This window comes from Kitasatospora sp. NPDC089913 (assembly GCF_044748625.1).
Classification (GTDB): Bacteria; Actinomycetota; Actinomycetes; order Streptomycetales; family Streptomycetaceae; genus Kitasatospora.
On sequence record NZ_JBIVGI010000036.1, the window covers coordinates 16544 to 30470 of the forward strand.

General features: G+C 72.5%; 11 protein-coding genes. 6 read left to right on the top strand and 5 right to left on the bottom strand.

Annotated features, from left to right (window positions below; all coding sequences use genetic code 11):
• Nucleotides 1-227: 227 nt before the first annotated feature.
• The 6 genes from ACIPYS_RS35475 to ACIPYS_RS35500 all read left to right on the top strand — a co-directional run bounded on the left by ACIPYS_RS35475 (nt 228) and on the right by ACIPYS_RS35500 (nt 8029).
• Nucleotides 228-578, top strand: a complete 351-nt coding sequence (locus ACIPYS_RS35475) for a hypothetical protein (protein ID WP_045941228.1) — start codon at nt 228-230, stop codon at nt 576-578.
• A 280-nt stretch (nt 579-858) separates the two neighbouring features.
• Complete coding sequence (locus tag ACIPYS_RS35480; RefSeq protein ID WP_400754066.1) at nt 859-1683, top strand: hypothetical protein; 825 nt, start codon at nt 859-861, stop codon at nt 1681-1683.
• Nucleotides 1673-3007: a hypothetical protein gene (locus tag ACIPYS_RS35485; RefSeq protein WP_400754069.1), complete on the top strand. Its 1335-nt coding sequence runs from the start codon at nt 1673-1675 to the stop codon at nt 3005-3007. Before ACIPYS_RS35480 ends, ACIPYS_RS35485 begins: the two co-directional genes overlap by 11 nt.
• Before the next feature lie 7 nt (nt 3008-3014).
• The gene (locus tag ACIPYS_RS35490) at nt 3015-4589 is read left to right on the top strand and encodes an SCO6880 family protein (RefSeq protein WP_231977721.1); all 1575 of its coding nucleotides are present in this window, start codon (nt 3015-3017) and stop codon (nt 4587-4589) included.
• 38 nt (nt 4590-4627) lie between these two features.
• The gene (locus ACIPYS_RS35495) at nt 4628-5977 is read left to right on the top strand and encodes an ATP-binding protein (protein WP_400754072.1); all 1350 of its coding nucleotides are present in this window, start codon (nt 4628-4630) and stop codon (nt 5975-5977) included.
• Between the two features lie 258 nt (nt 5978-6235).
• On the top strand, nt 6236-8029 hold the full coding sequence (locus ACIPYS_RS35500) for a bifunctional metallophosphatase/5'-nucleotidase (protein WP_400754075.1): 1794 nt from the start codon (nt 6236-6238) through the stop codon (nt 8027-8029).
• Nucleotides 8030-8140: 111 nt separating this feature from the next.
• Here ACIPYS_RS35500 and ACIPYS_RS35505 read toward each other — a convergent pair whose 3' ends face one another.
• From ACIPYS_RS35505 to ACIPYS_RS35525, 5 genes are all read right to left on the bottom strand, one after another.
• Complete coding sequence (locus ACIPYS_RS35505; protein ID WP_400754078.1) at nt 8141-9652, bottom strand: sensor histidine kinase; 1512 nt, start codon at nt 9650-9652, stop codon at nt 8141-8143.
• Nucleotides 9649-10425, bottom strand: a complete 777-nt coding sequence (locus ACIPYS_RS35510) for a response regulator transcription factor (RefSeq protein ID WP_093861452.1) — start codon at nt 10423-10425, stop codon at nt 9649-9651. Before ACIPYS_RS35510 ends, ACIPYS_RS35505 begins: the two co-directional genes overlap by 4 nt.
• 57 nt (nt 10426-10482) lie before the next feature.
• Nucleotides 10483-11712 carry a S1C family serine protease gene (locus ACIPYS_RS35515; RefSeq protein ID WP_400754082.1) on the bottom strand — a complete coding sequence of 410 codons (1230 nt, stop codon included), beginning with the start codon at nt 11710-11712 and terminating at the stop codon, nt 10483-10485.
• 106 nt (nt 11713-11818) lie between these two features.
• Nucleotides 11819-12865: a LacI family DNA-binding transcriptional regulator gene (locus ACIPYS_RS35520; protein WP_400754085.1), complete on the bottom strand. Its 1047-nt coding sequence runs from the start codon at nt 12863-12865 to the stop codon at nt 11819-11821.
• A gap of 146 nt (nt 12866-13011) precedes the next feature.
• A complete protein-coding gene (locus ACIPYS_RS35525; protein WP_093861455.1) occupies nt 13012-13746 on the bottom strand; it encodes a response regulator transcription factor in 735 nt (244 codons plus the stop codon).
• Nucleotides 13747-13927: the final 181 nt, after the last annotated feature.

Genomic DNA, 13927 nt, shown 5'->3' on the forward strand with positions numbered 1-13927 from the left:
TCAGTCGAAGTGTCCCGGAAGGCGTTGCTCACCGCAATCATCAGAGATACAAAGAGTGAGCGCTATCCTTCGTACGGTGGACATCCTCGCGTACATGTCCGATGCCTCACGACCAATCCGCGAGAAGCAGCCAAGTCGACATCAGATCTGGCCAAGAATAGGTACCGACCCTTCGCGCGGGCGGGGTCTGGGCCCTTGAATTTGCCTGATCGGGCGGTGAGATGGAAATGAACCAGAGCAGCGTGCACAGCATCGCGATCGGCCACCTGGCCGAGGACCCTCCAAAGAAGCCGAATATCGACACCATCATCGGCGGGATCGCCCCGGACTGGGGTCCGTTCGCGAGTCTCGGCTCGGAGGCCCGGGTGATGGTCGAGGTCGTCATGGCCGTGGCGATCCTGGCCTGCCTCGGCCTCGCCGTCTGGGGTGCTGCCAAGCAGCGGATCGGCGCCACCGCGATGCGTGACAGTTTCGGTGCCGAACAGGGCAAGGGGCTGATCATCGCCGGCCTGACCGGCGTGTTCATCATTGGATCACTTGGCACTCTGTTCACCATTGTGTACGGCATGGCGATCTGACGATCGGGCAGCGCGGGCCGGACAGGCGGAGCGGACAGCCGGGGCGGAGCCGACGGCGCCCACCGGGCGGACCGTCGTGACGCGCCGGCGGACGGCGCGGCATCCTTGCCGGTCGACCTGTCCGATCGTCTGACCGTCCGACTGCCGGACCGTCCGGCCGGGCGTCCGCGCATGTCCGGCGTCACGCCGGGAATCCATCCACCACCCCTTCCCTCCCGCCCGCCCACGGTCGGAGGGGCCCCCGGAGCCGCCCCCGGCTCCCCGCACCAGGAGGGCCGCCGTGCCGTTGTCCGACGACCAGCCGCACACCCGTACGCGGCTGCCGGTCGGCGAACAGCCCTCCTCGCAGGCGAGTGCCCGTCAGGCGCGGCCGCTGCGGACCCTGCTGACCGTCCTGGTGGTCGTCACCCTGCTCGTGCTGGCGATCTCCATCGCCAACCGGGGCAAGCCCGACCCCGGCGGTTCCGCCGCCGGACGCTCCGCCGACCGGGCCGCCGCGGCCACCGCCACGTCGGGGGCGGGCCCCGCGCCCAGCGGGGACCAGCCGGTGAGCACCACCGTCAACGGCATCGCCACCGGCTTCCCGCACACCGACGGGGGCGCCCAGTCCGCCGCCGCCAACTACGCCGTGGCCATCGGCTCCGCCGAGATGTTCCGCGCGGACAGCCGCCGCACCATCGTCAGCACCATCGCCGACCCGGCCGCCGCCCAGGCCCTGCAGTCCCGGCTGGACCAGGGGTTCGGTGCCGACACGGTGGCCCGCTACGGGCTGGACGCCCAGGGCCGCGCGCCGAAGGGCCTCACCTTCGTCAGTCGCACCGTCCCGGTCGGAGCCAGGGCGGTCGGCTACACCGACACCGAGACCAAGGTCGAGGTCTGGTGCACCGGTCTGAACGGTCTGGCCGGCGAACGCTCGGTGCAGCCGGTGGTGGCGAGCTGGTTCACGCTCACCCTCGATCTGCGCTGGACGGGCGGAGACTGGAAGCTCACGGACTACGCAAGCCGGCAGGGGCCCGCGCCCATGCCGGGCGACGAACAGGCCGCCACCGCCGAGGAGATCACCGGCGCCGTCCAGCAGCTCGGGGGTTTCCGCTATGCCCGTTGACCTGACCGCCGACCGGCCGGCCGGCCGCCGAACGGGGCAGGGCGGTGCCGTCCGGCCCGCCGTCCGCCGTGCGGGAACGCTGGCGGGAGCGCTGGCGACCGTGCAGCTCGCGGCCCTGCTCGCGGCGCAGCGCGTCTTCGCCGAGCCGTCCCCGACGGGGACGCCGTCGCCCTCCCCGTCGGCCACCTGTCAGAAGGTGGACCTCCCGATCCCCGGCAGCGATGCGGGTTGTGCCCCGAACGGTGCTGTGGTGATCCCCGGGAGCGGGACGGTCGGGACGGTGACGGACCCGTTGGGGGCGCTGGCGAAGGGGTGCGCCCAGGCGGCGGTGTGGGTGGTGCGGAAGCTGTCGGGGGCGATCGACGGGACGACGGAGGTGGACTTCACCAACGCGTCGTTCCTGCAGCAGTACGCGGTGGTGTTCGCCGCGTCGACGGTCGTCACGCTGGTGCTGTGGCTGCTCGCGGTGACCAAGCGGGCGGTGCGCGGGGCGCCGTTGACGACGGCGATCTCGGAGGCGATCGGGTTCCTCTGGCTGACGGTGGTGGCGTCGGCGTTCACGCCGTTGATCCTGTACACGGTGGTGAGCGCGACCGACGGGCTGACCAAGGCGATCGCGGTGGGGACGAAGTCGGACACCGGGACGTACCTGGGCGGGTTCGCGGACACCCTGGAGAAGGGTGACATCGGCGGCGGGCCGCTGATCCTGATCATCACCTCGCTGGTGGCCGTGCTGGCCGCGGCGGTGCTCTGGATCGAGCTGCTGATCCGGGCGGCGATGCTGTACGTGGGTGCGCTGCTGGGGACGGCGGTGTACGCGGGGCTGGTGGACAAGCAGCTGTGGAAGCACGTGCGCCGCTGGGCGGGGGTGATGCTGGCGGTGGACCTGGCGAAGCCGATCATCGTGATCATCCTCGGACTGGCCGGGGCGGTGTCGGCCGGGGCGGGGGCGAGCGACGACTTCGCCCGGGTGCTGTCGGGGCTGGCGATCCTGTTCCTGTCGATCTTCGCGAGCGCCGCCGTCTACCGCTTCGTGCCGGGCTTCGGCGACGAGATCATGAACATGCGTCACGCCCGGGCGAGCGCGGTGTCCGCCGGGTCGGCGATGATCAACGGGACCGCGAACTTCATGCGGCAGGGCATCAGCACCCACGGCGAGCGCGGCGCGCCGGGCGGCGGGGGCGGTGGGGCCGCCGGCGGCGGTTCGGTCGCCCCGGGCATCGCTGCCCACGCGTCCCGGGCGCCCTCGCCGCCGCCGCAGGCCGGGCCGCCGGCCCAGGCCTCGGGTCCGATCCGCGACAGCAATCCAGCGAAGGGAGGGTGACGGGTAAGTGAGCAGCGAACCGCTCGGCCAGTACGGGGCCCAGTACGCCCAGCCGTACGTGCACCAGCGCCGCACCTACCTGATCGGCAAGGCCCGCCCGAACGCGCCGATCGGCCGGAACCGGGAGTCCGGGGAGATCGTGCTGATCATCTTCGGCGCGTTCCTCGGCATGCTCTGGGGTCTGCTGATGCCGGTCCTGCCGTTGCGCATCGGGGGTCTGGTGGGTCTGCCGGCGCTGGCGATCGCGGCCGTGTACGTGCCGTACCGGCGTCGGACGTTCTACAAGTGGGTGGAGATCAACCGCACCTACCGGCGGACGGTCCGCAGCGGGCGGGCGGTGTGGAAGTCGGACGCGGTCGACGCCGGGACCCGCCTGGACGGCCGTGAGGTGGAGATCGGCCCGCCGCCCGGGGTGGGGCGGCTGCGCTGGCTGTCGGCGCCGTTCGGGCCGGACGAGGTCGGGGTGCTGATGCACCTGGAGCGGCGCACGGTGACGGCGGCGATCGAGATCGAGGGCCCGGGCGTCGGGCTGCGGGACTCGGAGGACCAGGAGGCGCTGGTCGACCGGTTCGGGACGCTGCTGAAGCACGTCGCGAACGGGGACGGCTTCGTGACCCGGCTGCAGATCCTGGCCCGGACCCTGCCGGCCGACCCGGACGCGCACGCCAAGGACGTGGAGCGGCGCGGCGACCCGGGCGCGCCGAACTGGCTGAAGGACTCGTACGACCAGTTGCAGTCGATGGTGTCGACCTCGTCCGAGCAGCACCGGGCGTACCTGGTGGCGTGCATGCACTACACCCGGGACCTCGCCGCCGAGGCGCACGCGATGGGGCGGACGGCCACCGGCCGGCGGGCCCGGGACGACGAGGGTCTCGCCTCGGTGATGGCCCGCGAGCTGACCGACATCTGCGCCCGGCTGGCGGAGGCGGACATCCGGGTGCGGCAGCCGCTGGGCCAGGCGCGGCTCTCCTCGCTGCTGCACTCGATGTACGACCCGGACCACCCGATCGACCACATCCAGGCGATGTCCAGGCGCAACGCCTGGCCGGCCGAGCTGGACGCCACGCACCCGCAGTTCCTCCAGGCGAAGACCCGGGAGTCGGCGACCCGGGAGCCGTGGTGCCACGCCACCGCGTGGATCAAGGAGTGGCCGCTGACCCCGGTCGGTGTCAACTTCCTGGCGCCGCTGCTGGTGCACACCCCGGACGTGATCCGGACGGTGGCGGTGACGATGGACCTGGAACCGACCGATGTCGCCATCGAGCGGATGCTCACCGAGAAGACCAACGACGAGGCGGAGGCCAGCCGCGCCGCCAAGATGAACCGCACGGTGGACCCGCGCGACCTGGCCCACACCGGCCGGGTGGACCAGCGGGGCGACGACCTGGCGTCCGGCGCGGCCGGCGTGAACCTGGTCGGGTACATCACGGTCTCCTCGCGCAATCCGGACGCGCTGGCCCGGGACAAGCGGACGATCCGGGCCTCGGCCGGCAAGAGCTATCTGAAGCTGGAGTGGTGCGACCGCGAGCACCACCGCGCGTTCGTCAACACCCTGCCGTTCGCCACCGGTATCCGCCGCTGAGCGGGTCCCGGCCGGGCGACTGATCTGGAGGCCCCCGTATGGCGATCGGCAACCTCACCGACGCGTTCACCAGCCTGGCGTTCGGCAAGGTGGAGACCACCCGGCTGCCGGTGCGCACCTCGACCGGCCAGGCGCAGGCGGTGTACCTGCCGACCGCCGCGCCCGGGCTGGGCGACTCCGGGGTGATCATCGGGCGCGAGGTGTACAGCGGCAAGGGGTACGTGTACGACCCGTTCCAGCTGTACGGCCAGCAGCTGCCCGCCCCGCACTGGCTGGTGCTGGGGGAGTCCGGCAACGGCAAGTCGGCGCTGGAGAAGACCTATGTGCTGCGCCAGCTGCGGTTCCGGGACCGGCAGGTGGTGGTCCTGGACGCGCAGGGCGAGGACGGGGTCGGCGAGTGGAACCTGATCGCGAACGCGCTGGGCATAAAGTCGATCCGGCTGGACCCGATGGCGGCCAGGGACGGCGGGGTGAAGCTCAATCCGCTGGACCCGGCGATCACCCAGACCGGGCAGCTGTCGCTGCTGCGGACCATCGTCGAGGTGGCGATGGGGCGCGGTCTGGAGGAGCGGGCCGGCTTCGCGCTGAAGGCCGCGCACGGGCACGTGGTGGCGACGGTCCGGGACCGCCAGCCGGTGCTGGACGACATCATCGACACCCTGCGCAACCCCGACCTCTCCTCGGTGGAGTCGCTGGGCGTGGCCGTGGACGAGGTGCAGTCCTGGGGCCTGGACGTGGCGCTGGTGCTGGACCGGCTGGTCGACGGTGACCTGCGGGGCATGTTCGACGGGTCGACCACCGACGGCATCGACCTGGACGCGCCGCTGATCGTCTTCGACCTGTCGCACATCGACCGCAACTCGATCGCGATGCCGATCCTGATGGCGATCGTCGGCGTCTGGCTGGAGCACACCTGGATCAGGCCGGACCGCAAGAAGCGGATCTTCCTGGTCGAGGAGGCGTGGCACATCATCAACAGCCCCTTCGTCGCCCAGCTGTTCCAGCGGCTGCTGAAGTTCGGCCGCCGGCTCGGCCTGTCCTTCGTGGCCGTGGTGCACCACCTGTCGGACGTGGTGGACGGGGCGGCGGCCAAGGAGGCCTCGGCGATCCTCAAGATGGCCTCCACCCGGACGATCTACATGCAGAAGGCCGAGGAGGCGCGGGCCACCGGGCGGGTGCTCGGTCTGCCCCGCTGGGCGGTGGAGATCATCCCCACACTTTCGCCGGGCATCGCGGTCTGGGACGTCAACGGCAACGTCCAGGTGGTGAAGCACATCATCACCGAGGCGGAGCGCCCACTGGTCTACACCGACCGGGCGATGACCGAGGACGCGGTGGCCGAACGGGCGCGCGCCGAGCACCAGTTGGCGGCCGAGCCGGGGATCTGAGCCCGGGGCCGACGGGCCCGGGGCGCGCTCCCGGGCCCCGGACGCGCGCCCCGGGGCGCGCGTCCGGCGGGCGGTGCGCACGGCCGCGCGGCGGTCGGAATCCAACGACGATTCGTCAGTAGGTAACCCTGTCGTTACGTCCAGGGGCCTGACAGCTACGCGCGTTGACCCTAGGCTGCACTCGCGCAACGACACTCGTCTCGCGCGCCCGGGCCTGTCCACAGCTGGGCGCTCTCACAGGTGCAGGGGACCCCCTACATGCTCTCCGTCAGAACCCGACGGTCTGCGTTGGCCGTCGTCGCCGCCGCCGGCCTCGTCGGCACGGTGGCCATGCCGTCCGCGGCCCAGGCCGCGACCGCCAAGAAGCCCAAGACCGTCAACCTCCAGTTGCTGGCCATCAACGACCTGCACGGCAACCTGGAGCCCCCGGCCGGTTCCTCCGGCACCATCCGGGAGATCGACCCGGCCACCGGCCAGCCGGTCAACACCCCGGCCGGCGGCATCGAGTACCTGGCCACCGCGCTGCGCCAGGCCCGCATCCCCGCGGACGACTCGATCACCGTCGCCGCCGGCGACCTGGTCGGCGCCTCGCCGCTGACCTCCGCGCTGTTCCACGACGAGCCCACCATCGAGGCGCTGGACAAGCTCGGCCTGGACGTCACCTCGGTCGGCAACCACGAGTTCGACGAGGGCTCCGCCGAGCTGCTCCGGCTCCAGGACGGCGGCTGCCACCCGACCGACGGCTGCTACGAGGAGGGGCGCACGTTCAAGGGCGCCAACTTCAACTACCTCTCGGCCAACGTCACCAACGAGAAGACCGGCAAGCCGCTGCTGGCCCCGTACTGGGTGGCCAAGTCGCAGGGCGTGAAGGTCGGCTTCATCGGTGTCACCCTGGAGGGCACGCCGAACATCGTGACCGCCGAGGGCGTCAAGGGCCTCAAGTTCGCCAACGAGGTCAGCACGATCAACAAGTACGCCGCCGAGCTGAAGGCCAAGGGCGTCAACTCGATCGTCGCGCTGATCCACGAGGGCGGTCTGCCGGCCAGCAGCACCTACAACTACGACTGCGGCGCGGCCGGCGAGGGCATCTCCGGCCCGATCGTCGACATCGCCAAGAAGATCGACCCGGCGGTCGGCGCCATCGTCACCGGCCACACCCACAACGCGTACTCCTGCACCATCCCCGACCCGCAGGGCGTGCCGCGTTCGGTGACCAGCGCCGCCTCGTTCGGCCGGCTGTACACCGAGATCGACCTGAAGCTCGACAAGACCACCGGCGCGATCGTCCGCCCGTCGGTCAAGGCCGAGAACCACATCGTGCGCCGGACCGTCGAGAAGGCTCCGGACATGACGGAGCTGATCTCGCACTACTCCAAGCTCGCCGCCCCGATCGCCAACCGTCCGCTGGGCTACATCGCCTCGGACATCAACGGCCGTGGCAACAACGACCCGGAGAAGCCGCTCGGCGACGTCATCGCCGACGCCCAGCAGGCCGGTCTCGCGGCCGCCGACAAGGGCGGCGCGCAGGTCGCCTTCATGAACCCCGGCGGCATCCGCTCCGACCTGGTCTACAAGCAGAGCGGCGCCGAGGGCGACGGCGTTGTGACCTACGGCGAGGCGTTCACCGTCCAGCCGTTCACCAACATGATGCAGGTCAAGACGCTGACCGGGGCCCAGCTGATCCAGCTGCTGCAGCAGCAGGTGAGCGGCTCCAACGACGCCTCGCCGAAGATCCTGCAGCCGTCCAAGGGCCTCACCTACACCCTGGACATGCGCAACAAGGGCGCCGACCGGGTCGTCGTCGACTCGATCCGCCTGAACGGCGCGCCGGTCGACCCGGCCGCCAAGTACCGGGTCGCGGCCAATGAGTTCCTGGCCGGCGGCGGCGACGGCTTCCCGGCCTTCGCGGCCGGTACCGACAAGCTCGTGGGCGCCTCCGACCTGGACGTCTTCGCCGCCTACCTCGGTGCCAACAGCTCGGCCGCCGCGCCGCTGAAGGCGCCGGCGCAGGACCGCATCAAGGTCATCGGCCCGGGCAGCGTCCTCGACTAGTCGAGGGTCGCTGGCCGTGAGCCGGCCGGGGCGGGGCGCTGTCGGGGCGCCCCGCCCTTTTTTTGTGCCCTCTTCGTGCCCGCGTCCAGGTCCGGCGGTCGGCGCCCGGTCTCACTCGGGGGAGGGGCCGCCGGGCAGCCGCACGGTGGCCAGCGCGCCCGGGCCGCCGTCCTGCGCCGGTCCGAGCGACACCTCGCCGCCGGCCTCCCGGACGGTCTGCGCGACGATCGACAGGCCGAGGCCGGAGCCGGGGAGCTGGCGCGAGGACGGGGAGCGCCAGAACCGGTCGAAGACGTACGGCAGCTCGTCCTGCGGGATGCCGGGACCGTGGTCGCGGACGGTCAGCACGCCCCCGTCGAGCCGGACCGCGATGGTGCCGCCGGGCGGGCTGTACTTGACCGCGTTGTCCAGCAGGTTGATCACCGCCCGCTCCAGTCCGGCGGCGTCGGCGTGCACGAACCAGGGCGCGGTGGAGGTCTCGAAGGCCAGCCCCGGGCCGCGCAGCTTCGCGCGCTCGACGGCCCGTTCGGCGATCTCGTGCAGGGCCACCACGGAGAGCGTGCGGACCGGCTTGGGGGAGTCCGGGCGGGAGAGCTGGAGCAGGTCGCCGATCAGCACGGTGAGCTCCTGCATCTGGGCCTTCATGTTGCCGAGCAGCTTGGTGCGGGTGGCGGGCGGCAGCGGCCGGCCCGTGTCGTCGCTGCGGATCAGCAGATCGACGTTGGTGCGCAGCGAGGTGAGCGGGGTGCGCAGCTCGTGGCCCGCGTCGGCGATCAGCCGGGTCTGCCGTTCGCGGGAGTTGGCGAGCGCGGTGCTCATGGAGTTGAACGAGGTGGAGAGCCGGGCGATCTCGTCGTCGCCCTGGACCGCGATGGTGGTGCCGACCTCCTCGGTGCGGGCGATGTGCTCGACGGCGTCGGTGAGCTGGTCGACCGGCTTGAGCGCGGAGCGGGCGACGAGTCGCCCGGCGACGGCGGCGAGGATGATGCCGCCCAGGGCGACGCCGCCGAGGACGAAGGCGAGCTGGCGGAGGGATTCGTCGACGCCCTTGGTGGGAGTGGCGACCATGACGACGATGGAGTTGTGGGCGGGGCCGCGCACCAGGGTGAGCCGGACCATGGCGGGATCGCCGTTGGTGTACCTGCCGTCGCGGATGATGGCCTGGTTCGGCCTGAGGGAAAGGGCCGCGGTCGTGTCGTTCGGCTGGATCACGATGGCCCGGGTGGCGCCGGCGGGGACGGAGACACAGCCCTGGTCGGCCCAGACGAACTGGGTGTCCCGGGGTGCGGGTCCACCGCGCGGGAGGTCCGGAAGGTCTCCGGCCCGCTGGGCCGTCTGGGACTGTTCGAGGGCTGCTTCGGGAGTCGGCGGGCAGGGCCGCTGGAAAGTCGCCGCCTGCGGTGGTGGAACGCTCTCCAGATCGTTCCGTACCTGGTCGTAGAGCTGCTTCTCCACGATGAACCAGCAGGCCAGCGTCGACAGCGCGATCGCCACCGCGACCGCCGCCGCCGTGAGGATGGCGAACCGGCTGCGCAGGGAGCGGGCGCGGTACCAGGTGGTGAGGCGGCCGCGGCGCGGGATGCGCGGCGGGGTGAGCGGCGGCGGCGGGACGGTGGGGCTCACGCCGCGGTGCCGGCGGCCGGGCGGAGTGCGTAGCCGACCCCGCGGACGGTCTGGATGACCCGGGGCAGGCCGCCCTGCTCGGTCTTGCGGCGCAGGTACATCACGTACACGTCCAGCGAGTTGGAGGAGGGCTCGAAGTCGAAGCCCCAGACCGCCTTGAGGATCTGCTCCCGGGTGAGCACCTGGCGGGGGTGGGCGAGGAACATCTCCAGCAGCATGAACTCGGTGCGGGTCAGTTCGACCGGCCGGCCGGACCGGGTGACCTCGCGGGTGGCGGTGTTCATCCGCAGGTCCGCGAAGGCCAGGACGTCGGTCTCCTCCTCGACGGCCGCCGCCCGGGCGGCGGCCTCGTTGGCGAGCGCGTTGCGCCGCAGCAGGGCGCGCACCCGGGCGAGCAGTTCGTCGAGTTCGAAGGGCTTGGCGAGGTAGTCGTCGGCGCCCACGTCGAGGCCGGTGACCCGGTCGCCGACGGCGTCGCGGGCGGTGAGCATCAGCACCGGGACGGTGTCGCCGCGGGAGCGCATCCGGCGGACGGCGGTGAGGCCGTCCATCCGGGGCATCATGATGTCGAGCAGGACGAGGTCCGGCCGGTCGCGTTCGACGGATTCGAGGGCCTCGTAGCCGTCGGTGGCGGTGGCGACCTCGTAGCCCTCGAAGACGAGGCTGCTCTCCAGGGCGTCCCGGAGGGCGGGTTCGTCGTCGACCACGAGGAGCCGGGCGGTGCTCTGCTGCCCGGGCTCGGCGGGGGTGCGGTCGTCGGCGGACGGGGTCATCGGCGGTTGCCCTTTCTGGTGGCGGGAGGCCCTGCTCGGGTCAATTGTCGGACGTGCTCAGACGTTCTGGCCGGACTGCAGCCGGGGCAGCACCTGCTTGATGTCGTCGATCGGGATGGCGAAGCCGAGGCCGACGCTGCCGGCCCCGCTGCCGCCGGCGGTGGCGCTCGATCCGCTCGGCGAGTACATGGCCGAGTTGATGCCGATGACCTGCCCCGAGGCGTTGATCAGCGGCCCGCCGGAGTTGCCCGGGTTGAGCGCGGCGTCGGTCTGGAAGGCCTGGTAGGTGGCGGTGCTGCCGCCGCTCTGCGGGGCGTTGCCGCGCAGGCCGGGCAGGTTGGGGAGGCCGAAGCCGCCGTTGCCGCTGGTGGTGCCCTCGTCGAGCTGGACGGTGACCTCGCGGTGCTCGGCGCTGATGATGCCGGAGGTGACGGTGCCGGTGAGGCCCTCGGGGTTGCCGATGGCGACGACCGGGTCGCCGACCGAGACGGCGGAGGAATCGCCGAGCACGGCGGGGGTGAGCTGCTTGGCGCCGCTCGCGGTGATCACGGCGGCGTCCAGGCTCTTGTCGGTGCCGGTGAGGGCGGCGCCGGCGGTGGAGCCGTCGTGGAAGGTGACGGTGATCCGGCCGCCGTCGGCCGCGCCGGAGACCACGTGGTAGTTGGTGAGGATCTGGCCGCCGGCGGTGAGGACCACGCCGGTGCCGGTGGCGGTGCCGTTCGCGGTCTGCACGGTGATCTGGACGACGCTGGGCGAGACGGCGGCGGCGACGGCCGCGACGTCGGCGCTGCCGTCGGAACGGGCGGCGACCGGGCTGGCGACGGTGCCGGTGCGGCTCACGGAGCCGTGGTCCTGGGCGGCGACGACGCCGCCGGTGACGCCGCCGAGCACGGCGGCGACCGCGGCGACGGCGGTGACCAGGGCGAGCCGTCCGCGCAGCAGGCCGCGCCGGGCCCGGTGGCCGGGGCCCCCGGACGGGGCCGGGCCGGCCGGCTCGGGCGGGAACGGCGGGAGCGGGGGAGGGGGCGGGGTGCCGGCGGCGGGGTGGGCGGCGCTGCCGTACCCGGCGCTGCCGTGTTCGGTGCTCGCGTACGCGGTGCTCGGGTCCCCGGTGGTCGGCTCCCCGGTGTTCGCGTACACGGTGCTCGCGTCCCCGGTGCGCTCGTACCGGCTGCCGCCGAGCACGGTGCCCGGGATGATCCGGTCCCGGGAGGGCCCCGCCGGGGGCTCGGACGGTCCGTCGTGGGGGCCGTCGGTGCGGTGCTGCCACTGCTGGTGATCGCTCATGGCGACCAACGTCCGCCCGGTGGATGAGAATCCGGTGAGAGTGCGCTCAGAAGGGTCCGAGAAGCCCGTTGACTTCTCATAAAGCCTGGTCAGGCGCAGGCCCGGCCTAGGCGTCGGCGCCGTCCGGGGAGCAGCCGCAGGAACGCCGTACGACCAGGCGCGACGGGAACTTGCGGACCCGCTCGGTGTCCGAGCCGGGCACCATCAGCGAGTCGTCCAGGACGAGGTCCACCGCGGCCCGGGCCATCGCGTCGCGGTCGGAGGCGACGGTGGTCAGCGGCGGGTCGGCGAGCGCGGCCTCCGGCACGTCGTCGAAGCCGGCCACGGCGAGGTCCTCCGGCACCCGCAGGCCCACCTCGCGGGCGGCCCGCAGCACGCCGATGGCCTGGTCGTCGGTGGAGCAGAAGATCGCCGGCGGGCGGTTCCCGGAGCGCAGCACGCCGAGGGCGACCTCGTAGGCGCCGTAGCGGTGGAAGGGCGCGTCGATCAGGTGCGGTTCGGTCGGCAGGCCGTGCGCGTCCATGGCGCGCTGCCAGCCCTCGACGTGGTCGATGACCGGGTCGCCGGGGGCGGGGGACTCGACCGGGCCGCCGAAGCAGGCCACGTACGGGTGCCCGTGCACCTCCAGCAGGTGGCGGACGACGGTCTCGGCGCCGCCCACGTCGTCGGTGACCACCGCGACGTCGTCGATCGCCTCGGGGCGGCGGTGCAGCAGCACGACCTTGGCCCCCTCCATGGCGGCGAACTCCTCGGCGGCCCGCTGGGAGGGGCCCTGGCTGACCAGGATCAGGCCGGAGACCCGCATGCCGAGGAAGGCGCGGACGTAGTGGACCTCGCGGTCGTCGACGTAGTCGGAGTTGCCGATCAGCACCAGCTTGCCGCGTTCGGAGGCGGCCCGTTCCACGGCGTGCGCCATCTCGGCGAAGAACGGCTGGCGGGCGTCCGGGACGACCATGCCGATGAGGTTGGTGCGGCGGGAGGCCATCGCCTGCGCGACGCTGTTCGGCCGGTAGCCGAGCTGCTCGATCGCGGCGAGCACCTTCTCCCGGGTGGCGGGCGCGACCGGCCGCGGCCCGTTGTTGATCACGTAGCTGACGACCGCGGTCGAGGTACCAGCCAGTCGGGCTACATCGTCGCGCGTCACTTTGGCCACGGGGGGAGTCTACGCGTGTGGCGTGCGGCGGGGCAGTGGGGATCGCCCCCGGCCAGGGGCGATCGTGCGGCGTCCGCCGGACGGGGTGGGGCGAATCCGGACAGGCCGGGCCGGGCGGCGCGGAGTGGTCCCGCCCGGCCCGCCGGTCAGGCTTCCAGGACCGTCGCGGGGCGCCGGGCGGCCTGGTCGGGACGCTCGCCCTTGTCCGGCTTCTCCGGGACGACGAAGCGGTAGCCGACGTTGCGGACGGTGCCGATCAGGCCCTCGTGCTCGACGCCGAGCTTGGCCCGCAGCCGTCGGACGTGCACGTCGACCGTCCGGGTGCCGCCGAAGTAGTCGTATCCCCAGACCTCCTGCAGCAGCTGCGCCCGGGTGAAGACCCGGCCGGGGTGCTGGGCGAGGTACTTGAGCAGCTCGAACTCCTTGAAGGTGAGGTCGAGCACCCGGCCCTTGAGCTTGGCCGAGTAGGTCGCCTCGTCGACCGAGAGGTCGCCGTTGCGGATCTCCATCGGGCTGTCGTCGGTGGTCACCTGGAGCCGCCCGAGGGCCAGCCGCAGTCGGGCCTCGACCTCGGCCGGGCCGGCGGTGTCGAGCAGGACGTCGTCGATGCCCCACTCCGCGGTGACGGCGGCGAGGCCGCCCTCGGTCACCACCAGGATGAGCGGGCAGCCGATGCCGGTGGAGCGCAGCAGCTGGCAGAGGCTGCGGATCTGCGGCAGGTCGCGCCTGCCGTCCACCAGGATGACGTCGGCGCTGGGGGTGTCGACCAGGGCGGCACCCTCGGCGGGCGCCACCCGGACGCTGTGCAGCAGCAGGCCGAGCGCGGGCAGTACCTCCGCGGAGGGCTGCAGCGCGTTGGTGAGGAGGAGCAGAGAACTCATACCCGGTAGTCCCCTTTCCGGGTCGTCGCGGTCGCGTTCCGGCTGCCGCCACAGCCGGATGGCGCACGTGCTGGTGAGGGGGAGGAGGGGGACGCCGGGCGGGAACCGCCGGACCCGACGGCGCGGACGGCGGAACGGGGCACGTGCCGGGGGTCCCGCAACCCGCGATGCACCGTTTCTG